This is a genomic window from Deinococcus budaensis, from assembly GCF_014201885.1.
GTDB lineage: Bacteria > Deinococcota > Deinococci > Deinococcales > Deinococcaceae > Deinococcus > Deinococcus budaensis.
The window spans coordinates 95317-112823 of record NZ_JACHFN010000013.1; the positions used below are offsets into that span (position 1 = coordinate 95317).

The 17507-nt window shown below is 67.3% G+C and carries 13 protein-coding genes; all 13 read left to right on the forward strand.

All coding sequences use genetic code 11. From position 1 onward, the window contains the following. The first annotated feature begins 125 nt into the window (after positions 1-125). The 13 genes from HNQ09_RS14935 to HNQ09_RS14995 all read left to right on the forward strand — a co-directional run bounded on the left by HNQ09_RS14935 (position 126) and on the right by HNQ09_RS14995 (position 17446). On the forward strand, positions 126-1499 hold the full coding sequence (locus HNQ09_RS14935; RefSeq protein ID WP_343057847.1) for a replication initiator protein A: 1374 nt from the start codon (positions 126-128) through the stop codon (positions 1497-1499). A gap of 170 nt (positions 1500-1669) precedes the next feature. After that, positions 1670-2302 carry a MerR family transcriptional regulator gene (locus tag HNQ09_RS14940; RefSeq protein WP_184030927.1) on the forward strand — a complete coding sequence of 211 codons (633 nt, stop codon included), beginning with the start codon at positions 1670-1672 and terminating at the stop codon, positions 2300-2302. 180 nt (positions 2303-2482) lie between these two features. Further along, positions 2483-3745 carry a vWA domain-containing protein gene (locus tag HNQ09_RS14945; RefSeq protein ID WP_184030929.1) on the forward strand — a complete coding sequence of 421 codons (1263 nt, stop codon included), beginning with the start codon at positions 2483-2485 and terminating at the stop codon, positions 3743-3745. A 112-nt stretch (positions 3746-3857) separates the two neighbouring features. Continuing rightward, positions 3858-4121 (forward strand): hypothetical protein, encoded by a 264-nt coding sequence (locus tag HNQ09_RS14950; RefSeq protein WP_184030931.1) that lies wholly within the window; start codon positions 3858-3860, stop codon positions 4119-4121. A gap of 55 nt (positions 4122-4176) precedes the next feature. Next, positions 4177-6858 (forward strand): PD-(D/E)XK nuclease family protein, encoded by a 2682-nt coding sequence (locus HNQ09_RS14955; protein WP_184030933.1) that lies wholly within the window; start codon positions 4177-4179, stop codon positions 6856-6858. After that, complete coding sequence (locus HNQ09_RS14960; RefSeq protein ID WP_184030935.1) at positions 6855-10136, forward strand: UvrD-helicase domain-containing protein; 3282 nt, start codon at positions 6855-6857, stop codon at positions 10134-10136. Before HNQ09_RS14955 ends, HNQ09_RS14960 begins: the two co-directional genes overlap by 4 nt. Further along, a complete protein-coding gene (locus HNQ09_RS14965) occupies positions 10133-10576 on the forward strand; it encodes a hypothetical protein (protein ID WP_184030937.1) in 444 nt (147 codons plus the stop codon). Before HNQ09_RS14960 ends, HNQ09_RS14965 begins: the two co-directional genes overlap by 4 nt. A gap of 3 nt (positions 10577-10579) precedes the next feature. After that, positions 10580-11548, forward strand: coding sequence for a WCX domain-containing protein (locus HNQ09_RS14970; protein WP_184030939.1), 969 nt, complete (start codon positions 10580-10582; stop codon positions 11546-11548). After that, positions 11545-14766 carry a helicase-related protein gene (locus tag HNQ09_RS14975; protein ID WP_184030941.1) on the forward strand — a complete coding sequence of 1074 codons (3222 nt, stop codon included), beginning with the start codon at positions 11545-11547 and terminating at the stop codon, positions 14764-14766. Before HNQ09_RS14970 ends, HNQ09_RS14975 begins: the two co-directional genes overlap by 4 nt. Beyond that, positions 14763-15542, forward strand: a complete 780-nt coding sequence (locus tag HNQ09_RS14980; RefSeq protein ID WP_184030943.1) for a DUF4391 domain-containing protein — start codon at positions 14763-14765, stop codon at positions 15540-15542. The genes HNQ09_RS14975 and HNQ09_RS14980 overlap by 4 nt, the downstream gene beginning before the upstream one ends. Positions 15543-15568: 26 nt before the next feature. Further along, entirely contained in the window at positions 15569-15823 is a 255-nt protein-coding gene (locus HNQ09_RS14985) for a type II toxin-antitoxin system Phd/YefM family antitoxin (protein WP_184030945.1), read from the forward strand. Further along, positions 15820-16227, forward strand: coding sequence for a PIN domain-containing protein (locus tag HNQ09_RS14990; RefSeq protein ID WP_184030947.1), 408 nt, complete (start codon positions 15820-15822; stop codon positions 16225-16227). Before HNQ09_RS14985 ends, HNQ09_RS14990 begins: the two co-directional genes overlap by 4 nt. A 31-nt stretch (positions 16228-16258) precedes the next feature. Continuing rightward, positions 16259-17446, forward strand: coding sequence for a site-specific DNA-methyltransferase (locus HNQ09_RS14995; protein ID WP_184030949.1), 1188 nt, complete (start codon positions 16259-16261; stop codon positions 17444-17446). The last annotated feature ends 61 nt before the right edge of the window (positions 17447-17507 follow it).

Genomic DNA, 17507 nt, shown 5'->3' on the forward strand with positions numbered 1-17507 from the left:
GCGATTGCGCCAAAATTCGCCGTCTGACACGAACAATTCGCAGGGACTGTTGATGATGATCATCATATCTTTTAATCAATATTCTTTTTTCAAAGAAGGTAGAATTCATCAATCAAGGGAGGCCCGTGTCGAAACCCAGTCGCTTCGACGAGTTGAACCTGTCCCGCCTCAACCTGATCTCGGCGGTCGACCAGGCAGAGGTCACGGAGTGGGACGTAACCTTCGAGAATCAGGGCCGGGTCGTCCGTGTCCGCTGCGAGGCGCTACCGAAATATGCGGTGCCTCATGGCCTGGATAGTGATGTCACGGCCGCCCTGCTCAATCTGTACATCGAACAGGGGGAATCGGAAGACGGGCGATTTGCGGTCAGCGCCACCACGCTGCTCAAGCTGTGCGGGTGGCACAACACCGGCAAGTACCACGCCACCCTGAGGCACTGCCTGGAGAGGCTGCATACCTCCTCCTACAGTGTGAGTGGGGGTTGGCGGGATCATCCCAAGGGGCGATGGACCCACGCCAAATTTCACTTCATCGAGTCACTCGATTTCTCGAGCGCCGACCAGTACGGGACCTTCGACGAGCGCACGGTCATCTCCGGTCGCCTCGCGGACGCGATTGTGGCGAGCATCCGCGGAGGCTATATCAAGCCGCTGGACACCGAGTTCATGCTCTCGCTGTCCCGGCCGCGTACCCGTGCGCTTTACAGGATTCTCGATGGAGCGCGTTTCGACCCTGACCATCCTGACCAGCCCCTCGACCAGCTGGAGGTCAACCTGATCGCGTGGGCGGAGCAGTGCAAGCTGCCGAGCACGGTTCCCGGCAACATCCGCCGTGCGCTGGCATCGCCACACGAAGAGCTGGTGAAAAGAGGGTACCTGCGGGCCGTCGCCATCACCGGGCGTGGAAAGGCGCAGGTGATCCGCTATGAGTTCGTGCGGGAGTTCACGCCCATGGACTCGGTGCTCGCCCGCCGATTCCGGAACTATGGCGTGGCAGACGGTGTGGCGCGCAAGCTCCTGCGTGAGCATGGCCGCGCTTTCTTGATCGAGTGCATGGACCGTTTTGATGCCCTCGTGCAGCGCGGGGTTCTGGTGGTGAGAAAGTCCAAGGCAGCCGCCCTGATGCACCTGATAGGTCATCCAGACGAATATCCCTACCCTGGAGTTGCATCCCCGGAACGTCTCCCCGCAGCTGGCAAGGAGATTTCGCTTAAGTCCTTGGAAAAGGCATCCCGGATGGAGCCGCTTCTCAATGTGCCGACCGTGGCCGATGAGTTGGCCGCTCTGCCGGTTGAACAGCAGGCAGAGAAGGTCGTAGCCCGGTTGAGCTTTCTCTACCGCAAGCGGTTGAACGCGGTTGATCTGGACAGCGTACGGCAGGCCATCCTGGAGGGGAGGGCCGCTGCGCCACAGGTGCTGGAAGAGGCCGTGGCTGCTCTGGCCCGCAATGAGCAGGACGTCTTCGTGCAGAGTCTCAAGTCCCAGTTGGAACGTGTCTAGGAGATCAGAACAGAGCGTCAACCCAGGAAGCGGTCGTGACCCTTGTGCCGGGATGAACACCACAGGAAACCGATTTGGTCTGCGTCGTCGCATCCTCGGTTGTTCGGTCGCCAGATGGGCCTTCAAGAGGTGACAACTCGGCTTGTCAGGGTATTTGCTAGGGTAAGGCTGTGATTGACATTCAGGCCGACTGGTCCGGAGGCATCGAGGCGCTGGTCGAGGAGGCCAACCGCTGGCTCGCCCGCCTGCTCCCGGTGGACCGGGCCTCCCGGCCCAAGGACGAGGTCAACCCCCGGCTGGTTCGGCACTACACCACCCAGGGCCTCCTGCCCGCTCCGCGGCGCGAGGGGAGGGACGCCCGGTACGGCCGGCTTCACCTGGTGGCCCTGCTGGCCCTGCGCCGCCTGATGGCCGATGGCCTGGGGGGCAAGGCGCTCACCGCCGCCGTAGCCGGGCAGGATGAGGCCACCCTGGAGCGTCTGGCCCTGGAGGGGGCCGTGGATCAGCAGGACGCACCGGACGCGGACGACAACGACGCGCTGCGCTACCTTCGGAACCTGTCGGCCCGGCAGCCCCTGAGGGGAAGGGGCAGGGCCGCATCGGCTCCACCACCGGCGGCCTTGCCTGAAGTGCTGTTTGAGTCGCCCCGGCGCGTGAGCCAGACGACCCGGGTGACGGTGCGGCCGGGGCTGGAGATGTACATCGCCAGCGAGTTCGAGTGGCCCCAGACGGCGTCGGAGTGGCGTGCGCTGCTGCGCGAACTCGGAACGACGCTCCGTGACGTACACCAGCCCCGGGAGTAGCTGTCAGCCACTGACGCGGGTAGGGGAGACCATCAGGCGAGCAGAGAAAGCGACGGTTCAAGTTGTTGACAACTTGAGATGTTGATGTATGCTCATAGCACAGACGAAGCCTGTCTGAGACGCCTGAATCACCGCCCCTCCGAGGTGGTGGCCGCCCTGCTCCCTACCTGGAGAACCGCCATGACTGACCTGCATGCCCAGACGCCCCGCATCGAACTGCTGCCCCTGAAGGCGGCCCTCCCGGCCGGACAGGCGACCGAGCTGACCATGCTGGCCCGAATCCACCCGGCCGCCCTGCCCGCGCAGCGCGGCCCGCGTCCGCCGCTGAACCTCTCCCTGGTCATCGACCGCAGCGGCAGCATGAGCGGTCACCCGCTGGCCATGGCCCGGCAGGCGGCGCAGGTCGGTCTGCGCAAGCTGGAGGCGCAGGACCGCGTCAGCATCGTGATCTTCGACGATGAGGTCGAGCTGCTGGTTCCCTCCCAGTCCGCCGAGAACAGGGAAGAGCTGTGCCGTCTGGTGGAGGGCATTACCGAAGGCGGGTCCACGGCCCTGTACGCAGGCTGGCTCGACGGGGCCATGCAGGTCGCCCAGCAGCTCGACCCGCAGGCGCTCAACCGGGTGCTGCTGTTGAGCGACGGCCACGCGAACGTCGGCAAGCGCCGCGTGCGGGAGATCGTGCCGGACGTCACGGGCCTCACGGGGCGCGGCGTGAGCACCAGCACCATCGGCCTGGGGACCGGGTACGACGAGGACCTCCTGCGCGGCATGGCGGTCGCGGGCGACGGGAACTTCGAGCATATCGAGGACCCGGAGCAGCTTCCCCGCTTCTTCGACGCCGAGTTCAGTGGCTTGGCGCGGACGACCGGGCATACGGTCAGCCTGGGGATCGAGCCGAACCCGGCACTGGGCAGCCTGCGCCAGGAGGTGCTCAACGACCTTCAGCGCAATGACCTGGGCCGCTATCAGCTTCCGAACCTGATCGCGGGTCAACCCCTCGAGGTCGTCCTGACGCTGCACGTTCCGGCCCAGCCCGAACAGGCGGACCTCGGCGTGACCCGTGTGCGCCTCGCCTGGACGGGGCGCGATGGGATTCGCCGCAAGGTGCGGGCGCAGCTCAACCTGCCGGTGCTGGCTCCGGAGGCGTACGCGCGGGTGCCGGAGAACGCACAGGTGGCGCTGGCACTGGAGTTGCAGCGCAATGCCCGCGCCAAGCGGGACGCGGTGAGCTGTCTGGACATGGGGGACGTGCAGGGGGCGCAGCTGCTCCTGCGGAGCCGTCGGGAGGCCTTCGGCATCGTGGCCGCCTTCGCCCCGCCCGCCGTGCGCCAGCAGGAACTGGGAGAGCTGGCGGACCTGGAACGGAACGCGGCCCGGGACGTCAATCTCGCCCGCAAGCGGGCCACAAGTCAGAACTTCGACCGCAGCCGCAGCAAGCGCTGAACGGCCAGGAACGCTTGAGGGCAGACACGTCATTCAGTGACGTGCCTGCCCCCGGTTCTGAACGTCACGCCATGACCCCTTCCCCAGGCACCCTGAAGTCAGGAGGTTTCCCATGCATGAGGTCGTCATCAGTGCCCACGCTGCCCAGCGCTACCGCGAGCGGTTTGCTGGCAATCTGAGCTGGACCGCCGTCCACCGGAGGCTGGTGCGGCTGCTGGCCCGCGCCCGGTTTCTCGAGGCCCAGCCGGGCGGCTCCCGGATTTACCGCCTGAGGGACATGCGCTTCGTTGTGGAGGGCGGTGTGCTCGTGACCGTCTACCGCCTGCACTACCGCGCCGTGCCCCCGGGGGAGGACCTGTGGTGCCTGGCAAGCTGAGGGGAAAGCCGCAAATGTGCGGGCACGGTCAGAGTGCGGCAGATAGGGTGGGCACGTGACCCGCCTGCTGCTGCATCACCCGGCGTCCAGCGTGCTGCTGGCGAGCCTGGGGGAACGCTTTCATCCCGGCCTGCTGCCGGTCGTGCCGAATGTGCAGGCGGGGCGCGATCTGCGCGGGAGCCTGCGGGGCGCGGGCCGGGCCATGACCCTGACGCAGTGGGCGCGGGAGGCCCTGCAGGAGGCTGGATGGACACCGCTGCGCCCCGGTGAACGTGAGGCGTTTTTCCGGGAGGCGCTCGGAGAGCTGTCCCTGGAGTACCTCGGGCCGCTGATAGACCGCCCGGGAACGCTGACGCGCCTCAGCAAGCTCGTCGGGGAGCTGCTGCGAGATCACCTGAACCCGGCGGCGCTGCTGGACGTGGCCTCTGACGCGCGGCAGCGGGACGTGGTGGCCATCTATGCCGCCTACGTCCGGCGTGCCCGGGCCGAGCGGCGCTTTGACCTGACCGGCACGGAGCACTTCGCGAGCAGCTTGCCCTCGCTTCGGCCGCGCGCGGCCGCGGTTCACGGCTTCGTCTACTTCGACGCGTCCCAGGTGGCGTTCCTGGAACGGGCATTGGCGGAGGGCTCGCTGGTGACCCTGCCGCTCGAACGGGGCGTGTCCGCCCTACGCCGCACCGAGGAAACCTTTCAGGCCCTGCGGGAGGCAGGCTTCGAGCCGGAGGTGATCTCAGGCCTTCCCAATCGCAACGGGGACCGCCTGGTGCACGCCTACCTGACCCGCACGCCGCTGCCGAACGGTGTGGCCAAAGCCGAGTTCGCGGAGGTCGAGGCGGAAGTCCGGGCCTGCCTGGGGCAGGTCCGGGCCTGGCTGGCCCAGGGCAGCCGGCCAGAACAGCTGGCCATCGTGGTCCGGCACGAGGCCACCTACCTCCCGACCCTGGCGGACATCGCGCGGGAGTACGCCCTGCCGCTGACCAGCGGGTTGCAGGTGCCGCTGCTGGAGACGCCCCTGGGCGGCGTGGTGCAGGCGTGGGTCGACGCACACTCCCGGAACTGGACCTACCCCGCGGTGAGGCGCCTGCTGACCCTGCCGCTGCTGCGCCCGCCGTTCGATGCCCTGCGGCAGGCCAGACGCCTGCAGCCCGCCTGCCCCCCCGGTCTGGACGCGTGGGGAGACCTCGGCTGGCTGGCCCTGCCTGCGCAGACCTCCTGGCGGGCGGGCGTAGAGACCTTGCAACGGCTGATCACCGAGTTGGGCGTCCGTGACCGCTGCAAGCGGGATCCGGTGCTGAACGTGGCGCTGCGGACCCTGGTCGACCGCCTGGGTGCCGAAGCCCGCCGGGAGGAGAGCTGTTCCCGTGAGGAATTGCTGGGTCTGGTCACCCTCGTGTTGCGGACAGCCACCGTCCCGGCGCTGCTGGGGCGCAGCGGTGTGCGGGTGGCCAACCCCATCGCGGCGCTCGGACGGCGCTTCGATCACGTCTGGGTCCTGGGCCTCTCCGACGGTCTTTTCCCGGTGCGCCCCAGCGACGATCCCCTGATCGACAGCGCGGTGCGGGCCCAGTGGCGGGAGGCGGGCGTGCATCTTCCCGACGTGACCAGTCTCGCCACCGTGCAGGAGGCGCTGTTCCTGGGAGCGGTGGCCGGGGCGTGGTCGGACATCGTCCTGAGCCGGCCCCGGCGGGACGCGGGCGGGCGGGCGTTGCGCGCGAGTCCCTACTGGTTGCGGCTGGGCCCGGCACCGCACCCGGCCGCACTGCCCTACGGCTCCGAGGCCGAGCGCGACCTCGCCGCGGCCCTGACCGGGGACGTGTCCGGGTCCGTGCTGGCCCGGCAGGCCACCGAGGTCGCGCGGGCAGGTGGCCTGACGGGGCCGTACCAGGGACAGCTGGCAGAGGGCATCGACGTGAACGGACGACGCTGGAGTCCCTCGCAACTGCACGCGGTGGGCGCCTGCCGCTTCCGCTGGTTCACGCAGAAGCTGCTGGGGCTGGAGGAGGGTCTTGACCCGGAGGCCGATGAGGACCGGCGCGTCACGGGCACCCTGGTGCACGCCGCGCTGGAGGGGGCCCTGCGGGGCTGGGCCCCGGGGGACGCGCCGGACGTGCTCGCGGAGCGCGCGGAAGCGGCCCTGCACCGGGCCGAACGTGACCTGCGCCGGGTGGGGACCCTGCGTCCTGGGCCGCTCTGGCCGGTGCAGTTCGAGGAGATCCGCCGCACGGTCCTGAAAGCGCTGCGGAGCGACGCGTTCCTGCCGCCCGGCTGGCGGCCCCGGTCCCCCGAGCAGGATCAGGAGTTCACGCTGGAGGTCGGCCCCCACGTCTACCGGTTCCGCGGCATCGTGGACCGGGTGGACGAGACGCCGGACGGCCTCACCGTCACGGATTACAAGACGGGGTCATACATCAGCCGGGTGGTGCAGGGCGGTGTGATGAATCTGGAGGTGCAGCTCCCGCTGTACCTGCACGCCACCGGCGCGGTGAGCGGGCGCTACCTCAGCGTGGAGGGGGGCAAGGTGCTGAAGATGGCAGGGCGCGCGGCGGAGGGTGGGCGCGGCAAATACGAGTGGGCCGAGCATCAGGCGCAGGTCCAGGCCTTCTTGCAGGACCTGGGCGACGCGCTCACAGCCGGAAACGTCGCGCCCAACCCGGACACGCGGCGGGAGGCCTGCGGCTACTGCGGTGTGAGGTCGGTGTGCCGCGACGCGGGCGGGGCGGGGGAGGTGGGCGCGTGACCACGGTCCAGGGACATACCTTCACCGAGGCCCAGGCCCGGGCCATCTTCAGCGAGGGCAGCGTCGCGATCTCGGCGGGCGCCGGAAGCGGAAAGACGCGCGTGCTGGCCGAGCGCATCCTGAATTTCCTCGTGCGGGGCGTGCGGCCCGCGCAGATCGTGGCCGTGACCTTCACCGAGGCGGCGGCCGCCGAGCTGCGCGAGCGCGTCACTGCCGTGGTGGAGCGCCGCGCTGAGGCGGAGGGGGGGCCGTGGCCGGACCTGGTCACCGAACTTCCCCTGATGCAGGTCAGCACCATCCACGGGTTGTGTGGGCGCGTGGCGCGCGAGCATCCGGTGGAGAGCGGGGCGGGCCTGGGCTTCACGGTGCTCGACGAGCGGGAGGCCCAGGCGTGGCTGGACGAGCACCTGGGTCCGGTGCTCGCCGAGCTGCTGGACGGTGAGATGGACACCCTGCTGGCCGTGCCGGGCCAGATCCGCCGCGCGGTGCTGGAGGCCCTGCTGAATGACCCGGCTTCCGCCCGGGAAGCGCTGCGCGTGGCCGCCTCCGCCCGCCAGGTGGACCCCCTGGAACGGGCGCGGCGGGCGTGGGAGGGCGCGTTGCCGCAGTGGCAGGCGGCCGTCGCGGCGCTGGAAGGGACCTCCGGGCCGCGCGGGGACGTGCTGGAGGAGATGCGGGCCCGGGCCGTGACGCTGGGCCGTGACGCGCCCCTGCTGGGGCCAGGCCTGCTGGCCGTGCGGGAGGTGCTGCGGGAGCATTCGGGCCGCATTGGGAGGGGCTGGACCGCCACGGCGAAGCAACAGGTCAACGCGGCGCTGGGCGTGATCAAGGGTCTCGCAGCGCGGGACGACCTTGCGGGGATCCCTGGCGAGGCCACCGCCGCGCACGACCGGGCGGTGCTCGCGCTGGAGCGGCTCTTTGACCATCTGACGCGGCGGTTCGCGGCCCTCAAGGCCGGGGCAGAGGTCGCCACCTTCGCCGACCTGGAGACCTTTGCGGACGCGGCGCTCGCGCATGGGCACGTGCGGGCCCACTACGCCCGGCGCTGGACCCATCTGCTCATCGACGAGGCGCAGGACACCAACCCGGTGCAGTGGCGCATCCTCTCCGCCCTGGCGGGGGCGAGCGTCAACCTCACGGTGGTGGGGGACGAGAAGCAGTCCATCTACGCCTTCCGGCGGGCGGACGTTCAGGTGTTCCGCGCGGCCCAGGACGAGGTGCAGGCCCGCCATGGACAGGTGATTCCCATGGGGACGTCGTTCCGCACCCATGCGGCGCTCGTGCAGGTGATCAACGCCTTTTTCGCCTCGCTGATGGCTGGGCCGGACGGGGCGCGGCCCACGGCCGCACGGTTCGAACCGCTGACCGCGCACCGGACCAGCTCTCCGCTCGGAGAAGGCGCGCCCTGCGCCGAGGTGTATGACATTCACGCGCAGGACGTCGGAGCTGCGCGGGCCGCCGAAGCCCAGCTGCTCGCCACGCGGATCCAGGACCTGCTCTACGCGGGGACGCCGGTGCATGACCGCGCCCTGGGGGAGACGCGCCCGCTGAGACTCGGGGACGTGGCCGTCCTCTTCCGGGCGCGGACCCACCTGAAGACCTATGAGCAGGCCCTGGCTGCCGCGGGCGTGCCCTACGCCGTGCATGGGGGCCGTGGCCTGTACGGCCGCCCCGAGGTGCGGGACGCCGCGGGGCTCCTGCACCTGCTGGCCGACCCCAGCCGTGACATTCCGCTGGCCGCCTTCCTGCGGGGGCCGCACGTGTGCCTGACCGACCAGCAGTTGCTGGACATCGCCCGGCTGCGCGAACCCGGAGAGAGCCTCTGGGACGCGGCGCGGCGCTCGGGAGAACCGGCAGTGCAGCAGGCGGTGGCCTGGATCCACGGCTGGCGCGAGGCGAGCGTCACCCTCAGCGCCTCGCAGCTGCTGATGGAGGCCGACCAGGTCACCGGGGCGGCGCTGGTGCATGCGGCGATGCCGGACGGGCCGCGCCGCGTGGCGAACCTGGTGCGCTTTCAGGCCTTGCTGCGCTCCTGGGCACAGCAGGGCCTGCGGGACGTGGTGCGGGTGGCCGGGCACCTTGAGGAGCTCGAGCGCCTCGGCGCGCAGGAGGCCGAGGCGGTGAGTCCTTCTCCCGACGCTGTCCAGCTCATGACCATTCACGGGTCCAAAGGCCTGGAATTTCCGGTCGTGATCGTGGCTGACGTGCTGAACCCGGGAGGAGGCCCGCCGCCGAAAGTGCGCTTCGACGCGTCGGCCGGTGTGGCCCTGCGGTTGCCGGACGTGGAGGAGGATCTCCCGGACTGGGAGGCGCTGGAGGCCCTGGCCAAGGAGCGCGACCTCAGCGAGGGCGAGCGGGTCACCTACGTGGCCCTGACCCGGGCAGCGGATCTGCTGATCTTGCTGGCGCCCGGCAACCTCGGCCCGGCCGCCCGGGGCCGTTTCGAGACTTTCGTGGCGCACCTACCGGCGCAGGGCGTGACCGTGAGCTACGCGGAGGCGGCGGATGTCCGTGCGCCTCGCCCCCTGCCGCCCCTCGCGGGGTCCGGACGTGTTCGGGTCGACGTGCAGACGGGTCCGGGCGTGATTCTGCCAGGAACCCTGCCCGTGACCAGCCTGGCCACCTACCTCCAGTGCCCGCGCCTGTTCGCGTACCGGCACCTCGAAGGCCGCGAAGGGCTGGTGAGCCTATGGAGCGAGCGGGAAGCGGCTGAGCGCAGCAACACGGAAGGCCGCCTCGCCGGACGCCAGATTGGCGACGCGGTGCACCGCGCCCTGGAACACGGCTGGGACCGCCAGATGATGCGCGAGCGCTTCGGGTATTTCGCGCCTGCCGACTTCCAGACGGTCGTGACCCTGGTGGAGGCGATGGCGGGCGAGGCCTTTGCCGGAGTGCGGGATCGCCCCTTCGAGCGCGAGAAGGCCATCCAGGTGCCGGTGGGCACCCTGACGTTGGAGGGGATCGTCGATGCGTTCGACCCACAGGGTGGGTTGGTCCTGGACTACAAGACCGACCGCCAGATGGTTCCCGAACATCACCTGCCGCAGCTGGCGCTCTACGCACATCACCTGGGAGCGCGGGAGGCGGCCCTCGCGTACCTGCGTCACGAAACCCTGCACCGGTTGACCGAAGCGGACTTGCGCCGGGGCCTCGCCCTGGTGCGAGACACCGTATCCCGGCTGGAAGCCCTGGACTTCGCCCCGACCCCCTCCGCGTCTGCCTGCCGCTTCTGTGCTTTTCGGGGCGTGTGTGACGCAGCCTTCAAGGAGACCCCATGACCGAGTCCACCCGTGACCTGACCGCAGTTCCGGACCTCATTCCGACTCCCTACGCCTCGGCCGTACTGGACTTTCTGGCGGAGGAGGGCTTCCGGCCGCAGCTGGACGAGGACGGTGACGTCTTCTTCAAGTACGAGGGCGGCACCTACATGGTCATCACCAGCAGCGACGAGCCGACCGTGCTGACGCTGGTGTTGCCGTACTTCTGGCCGCTCGACGACGCGGCCGAGCGGACCCGGGCGCTGGAGGCGGCCATGTTTGCCCACCGCCAGGTCCGGATCGGGCGGGTGACCGTGCTGGAGAACAACGTCACCGCCAGCGTGAACGCCTACCTGCCGGACGGGGACAGCTTCCGGGCGGTGCTGTTGAGCAGCCTCGACGGCCTGAAGTACCTCAGCCTGAAGTTCAGGGAGCACATGCACGCCCAGCTGGAGAACTGAGGCGTGACGGCCACCACCAAGACCGAGCGGATTCTTGACCTCCTGGAACTGCTGGGTGACGGCGAGTGCAGTGCCCGCGACCTGGTGCGGCGGCTGGGCCTGCCCGGGAACCAGCTTCGCAGCGTGCAGCGCGACCTGCGGACGCTGATCGACCGGAACGTGCTGGAGGTGGCCCCGTCCGGCCGCTACCGCCGCCCCGTGGGGGTCAGCAGCCTCAACCCGGTGGAGGCCCTTGCGGTGTACTCAGCGACCCGGATGCTGTATCACCACGCGGCGGAGTACAACGAGCACTACCTGAGGGCGATGGACAAGCTCGCCCGGCAACTGCCGGAACGGGCGCGGCGGGTGGCGACCCTCGCGAGCGAGGCGTACCGGAACAAGCCCAACGCGGGCGGCTCACGAACCTTCGAACTGGTCGCGCAGGCCTGGCTGGAGGGGCGGGTGCTGCGCTTCGAGTACCACTCGCTTCAGAAGGTCTCGGCGGTCGAGCTGGTGATCTACTTCATCGAACTCAGTCCGCAGAACCGCCAGGCCTACGCCATCGGGGTCAACCGGTTGAAGGGGGGAGACAGGCCTTTCGTCTTCCGGCTCTCCCGGATGCGTGACGCTACGCTGCTCAGTGACGAGGGTGAGATCCCGGAAGACTTCCATCCTCTGAAGTTCCTGTCCAATGCCTGGGGAATCATGACCGGTGACCCGGTGCAGGTAGAGCTGTTCTTCTCCCCGGCGGTGCGCGAGCGGGTAGGGGAGACCCACCTGGGGGACGGCGCGGAGGTGAGGGTGCTGGCAAGCGGCCACACCCGCGTGGTCCTGACCGTGGGCGGTTGGAAGGAACTGATCCCCTGGATCCTGGGCTGGGGCGGCGAGGTCGAGGTGCTGGAACCGCCCGACCTTCGGGAAGCGGTGGCGCGGGGGCACCGCGCAGGGGCGGAAGTGCACACTTCTGGCGCACCACAAGGAGATGAACGTTGAAACTGATTCGGAATCAGGGCGCGGATACGGTCCTGAACGCCTGGCAGGCCGCCGGGCATGCGGTGTCCCCCCAGAAACTTGCTCTGGCCACGTCCAACCTTTCCCTCTTCGGTCTGCAGGAGGCCTGGACTGATCTCAACAGCACCGCACAGCGGCAGCTGATCATCCCGGCGGACCTTGGGGCGCTGGGCCTGTTCGGCGACGAAGTGGACCGCACCCGCCGGGGTCGCCTCAATCTGCCCCTGCTGGCGCGGCGGTTCGCGCAGTGGTTGGAGGGCACGGAGGTGCGCTTCGCCGCGGGACCCGTCCCGCAGAGCCTGATCGCCCTCCATGGTCAGGGCGGCGCTCAGGTGTTCGCGGGGCAGTGTGCGCTGACCACCGAGGGCCTGGGCAGCGTGCCAGGAAATCCGCTGGCGCTTATTCAGGCGTCGAGTTCGCCGGAGGAAGCGGGGCTGCTGGCCGCGTGGTTCGAGGCCCTGTGGGGGGCCTTCCCAGCACGTCCGGAGGTCAAGCAGGCGCTGCTGGCCCATCTGCGCGAGCTGGCCCAGCCGAACGTGCCTGACCGCCTGTACCACGCCGTGCTCTACGGGGTCTTCAAGGATCTGGGCGGGGAACTGGACGAGGAGCGCATCGTTCGCAGCGGCACGGGTATCAAGGAAACGGAAGTCTGGAAGAAACTCTTCCGGTTCCAGCGGGACGGCGTGATCGGCGTGATCGACAAGCTCGAGCGCCTGGGCGGCTGCATCGTGGCGGACAGTGTGGGGCTGGGAAAGACATTCACGGCGTTGGCGGTCATCAAGTACTACGAACTGCGCAATGACCGCGTGCTGGTGCTGGCCCCCAAGCGGCTGCGGGACAACTGGACGCTGTACAAGGCCAACGACGTGCGTAATCCCCTGGCAGCGGACCGGCTGCACTACGACGTCTTGAACCACACTGACCTCTCGCGGGAGCGCGGTCAGAGCGGTGAAATCGACCTTGCACACGTGAACTGGGGCAACTACGACCTGGTGGTTATCGACGAGTCACACAACTTTCGCAATAAAGCCGCCGTCAACACCCGGGTCACACGGTACTCGCGCCTGATGGAGCAGATCATCCAGTCCGGTGTGAAGACCCGGGTGCTGATGCTCTCGGCCACGCCAGTCAACAACCGCCTCGCGGACCTGAAGAATCAGATCGCCTTCGTGACGGAAGGGGAAGATGACGCGCTGGCGACCCACGGCATTTCCAGCGTGGAGGGCACCACCCGGCGTGCACAACTCCAGTTCAACGCATGGCAGCGCCTCCCAGAAGAAGAGCGCACACCCGCAAAACTCACCGAGATGCTGGGCTTCGACTACTTCCGGCTCCTGGACCTGCTGACCATCGCCCGGTCCCGCAAGCACATCGTGCGTTATTACGGCACGGCAGACACTGGCAAGTTCCCGGAACGACTGCCGCCCGTCAACGTGAAGGCGGGTGTAGACCGCAGGGGACAGTTCCCGGCCATTCAGGACATCAACACGGAGATCCGGAAGCTGAGCCTGGCGGCGTACGCCCCCATGAAGTACCTGCTCTCTGGCAAGCAGGAGGAGTACGAGCGGCGCTACCTCACCCGCATGGATCAGTCCAAGTACGGCAAGGTTTTCCGGCAGTCCGACCGCGAGCAGAACCTGATTCACCTGCTGCGGGTGAATCTCCTCAAGCGCATGGAGAGCGCCGTGCATTCTTTCATGCTCACGTTGGAGCGGCAGCTCGCGGACGTGGAGCGCACGATTGCCCGGCTGGACGCCTTTGATTTGCGGCAGGCGGACGCCCCCGACATCAGCGAACCCAGCATCGAGGATCTCGCCGAGGACGACCCCATCCTGGAAACGCAGGGCGTGGGCCGAGAGGTGAAGGTGCTGCTCGCCGACATGGACCGCCGCCGCTGGCGGCAGGACCTGGAGGAGGACCGCTCGCGCCTCACGGCCCTGTGGGAAAACGCCCGGCAGGTGCTGCCCGCGCAGGACGAGAAGCTGGCCCTGCTGCGGCAGGTGATCGAGAGCAAGCTCCGGCAGCCCCTCAACGCCGGGAACCGCAAGGTCATCGTGTTCACGGCCTTTGCCGACACCGCCAAGTACCTCTATGGGCAACTGGCGGACTGGGCCTTGAAGGAACACGGCCTGCACGCGGCCCTGGTTACAGGTTCCGGCAGCAACCGCAGCACCCTGCCAGGTCTACGCACGGACCTCGCAGGCATCCTCACCGCCTTCAGCCCGCGCAGCAAGGGCCGCCCGGCGGAACTGAGTGGAGAAGGGGAGCTGGACCTCCTGATCGCCACCGACTGCATCAGCGAGGGGCAGAACCTGCAGGACTGCGACCTGCTGGTGAACTACGACATCCACTGGAATCCGGTGCGCATCATTCAGCGCTTCGGACGGATCGACCGCATCGGCAGCCCGAACGACCGGATTCAACTGGTGAACTTCTGGCCGAACATGGAACTCGACGAGTACATCAACCTGGAAAGCCGAGTGTCGGGCCGCATGATGCTGCTCGACATCTCCGCGACCGGTGAAGAAAATCTGATCGAGACGCAGGCCGGGAACGTGATGAACGACCTGGAGTACCGCCGCAAGCAACTGCTGCAACTTCAGAGCGCTGTGGTGGACATCGAGGATCTCAGCAGCGGCCTGAGCCTGACCGACCTGACGCTGAACGACTTCCGGGTGGATCTGACCACCTACCTGGCCGGGCATCCGGGGGAGGCCGAGCGCTTCGACGCGTTGCCACCGGCCGTCTTCGCTCCGGTGTTCGCGGACGCGCAGATTCCGTCTGGCACCCTGTTCTGCTTGAAGGCGGTGACCGAGCGGTCCCTGAAGGCGGCGCGCGACTATCCCCTCTCGCCGCACTACCTGATTCACGTGGGGGAAGATGGCGCGGCCCTGCTGCCCCCCACGCAGGCCAAGCACGCGCTGGACCGGCTAAGGAAGCTCTGCGCCGGGCAGGAACGTGACCCGGAGGCCGAGCGGCAGTTTGACCGCCTGACCAGGGGGGGAGAGCGCATGGAGGTCCTTCAGAAGCAGCTCAGTGCCGCCCTGACCGCCATCACGGGCAAGGCCGAGGAACGCGCCGCCGCCAGCCTCTTCAGCCTGGGCGGGACGCAGACGGGCAAGGGGAGCGCGGCGGGCCTGAAGGACTTCGAGGTGGTGGCCTACCTCGCCATCCTGCCCGCTTCGGGGGGCAAGGCTTGAAGCCTGCTGAGATTCTGGACCACCTGCGCCTGCCGGACACGGCCCTGGCCGACCAGCGCATTCCCAAGCGGCTGCTGCTGGAGCACGGTACGCCCACCGCCGCCGACAAGCGGCTGATCGAGGCCCACGTCGCCGGGCTGCACTGGAATGCCGTGCTGAGGCCGGACACCGTGGCGATTCCGGCCCACAGCGACGCGGCCCACGAGTACAGCGAGGTCCACGTGCTGACCCTGACGACGCGCGACCTGACGTGGCCGAGCGCCAAAGCCGCCCGCCTACGCGAGCTGGTTCACCGCGCCATTCCCTATCCCCTGCTGCTGCTGGAGGCCGCACTGGAAGACAGCGCGGAGCAGACCGGGCTGAGCCTCGCGCACAAGCGGCGCTCACAGGCCACAGCGGGCGAGGTAGTGCTGGAGGGCGAGGTGCTGCCCGTCCCCCTGAGCGCCTCACCCTACCTCAGCGCCTGTCTACCTCAACTGGCCCTGGACGTGCGGGCTTTTGCCCACCTGCGCGACCTCTACCGCCACTGGGAGAGCGCCGCTGTCGCCCTGCTGGTGGCTCCCGTGACCGGGCAGTACCACTTGGACCCCGACCCCACCACGCTGCGGGCGAGGCTGCATGACCATGACCGCCTGACCCGCGAAATGGGCACTCTGCGGAGTGCCGCCACCCGTGAGAAAGCCCTCTCGCGCCGGGCAGAACTGAACCTGAAGATTCAGGCTCTGACACGCGAGAGAGCCCAACTGGAGGAACAGATGCTAGACTGGCCTGGCTAGGCCAACACAGGGCAGAGGTGGAGCATATGCAAACCGTCAATCTGTACGACGCCAAGAACAGGCTCAGTCAACTGGTCAACGCCGCCGAGGGGGGCGAGGTCATCATCGTGGCGCGGAATGGCAAGCCCGCCGCCAAGCTGGTGCCGCTGGACTACGGCGAGCGGCGGGAGTGGAGTCCGGCGGTTCAGGCCTTTCTGGGGCAAGCCGACGCCTATGACCCCACCGCCTTTACCGTGGACCGCAGCGACCTGCCGGAAGCTCAGGAGCGGGACCTGTTTTGACGCGGTTCCTGCTGGATACCAACGTCATCAGTGACCTGTTCCGGGGACATGCGGAAGTCATGGCCGGGTTCCGACGCCACGCGCCGCAGGACCTCGGCATCAGCACCCTGACCGTCATGGAGATCGAGTACGGCATGGAGCGTCAGCCGCAGGCCCGGAAAAAGTTCGGGGAACTCTGGGAGGGGCTACAGGCCGACCTCACGCTCCTGCCCTTCGAGGCTCCCGACGCCCGGCACACTGCCCAGATTCGCGCGGCCCTAGCCGCCGCCGGAACGCCTATCGGCCCCTTTGACCTGCAACTGGCCGGAACCGCCCGCGCCCGCCGCCTCACCCTGATCACCCATAACACTGCCGAGTTCGCCCGCGTTCCTGACCTGAAGTGGCAGGACTGGCGCACCGACTGACCCGCCGCGTCCCCCGACCACCGGAGAACTCATGCAACGACTGACCGCCGACCGACCCGAAACGCAGAGCCTGGACGGGATTACCCAGAACCTCACCCGCCTGCAAGACCTGTTCCCGGAAGCCTTCACCGAGGGCCGCCTGGACTTTGACGTCTTGCGTGGATTGTTGGGTGACCAGATCGACGACCGCCCCGAGAAGTACGGCCTGAGCTGGAATGGCAAGGCCCGCGCTCGCCGCCACGCCCTGACGCCCACCCGCGCCACGTTGCGCCCTGACCGGGAATGCAGCGTGGACTGGGACGGCACCGGGAACCTGATGATCGAGGGTGACAATCTGGAAGTGCTGAAACTGCTTCAGCGGAGCTACGCGGGCAAGGTGAAGCTGATTTACATTGACCCGCCGTACAACACGGGCAAGGACTTCGTGTACCCCGACGACTACACCGACAGCCTGCGGAACTATCGGGAACTGACCGGTCAACTGGAAGAAGGCCGCCGCGTGAGCAGCAACACGGAAAGCAGCGGAAGGTTCCACACCGACTGGCTGAACATGATGTACCCAAGGTTGAAGTTGGCGCGGGAGTTGTTACGGGATGACGGAGCAATTCTAATCAGTATTGGTGATGAAGAAGTAGGCAATACACGCGCTGTACTAGATGAGGTTTTTGGCCAAGAAAACCTATCTGGAATAATGGTCATCACTCGCTCAGAGGGTGGAGGCTTAGCGAGTCAAATGATTAAGGGACATGATTATTTATTCGTATACGCTAAGAACATCTCAAGTTTTCGACCCCTGAGAAGACCGAAAGATATTCGCGGTGAAATTGTAGAGGTAGAAGGAAAAACATACTGGATTGAAGAAGATTGGCTCAGGCGTGAGTTCGGTAAGTACGGCACTTGTGAATATGATGAAATCATTCATTATCACGGCGATCGGAAGAAGAAGGAAATCGACGATGGAATACATGAAGGTATTTACAGACTAATAAATAAAAAAGATGGAAGAATAATTGTTGGACGTCTTCGTGATGTAGAGCAGGACTCTTCAAAGCTCTATAGCATTCAGAAGCACCTAAATTCTAAAGCGTCGGATGATTTGGAGCCGCTAGAAATGGGGGTTGCCTTTAGCTATCCCAAGCCCACCTCTTTGATAAAGGAAGTTGTGCTAGGAGGTTCGTTTTTCTCCTCTCTAGGGGTCAAAAGTCAGGGTGAGGTATGAGAAGTCGGCTCCTGTACGGTGTTTTCTGCGATGAAGAACACCCGGAGCCGACCCCCTCAAT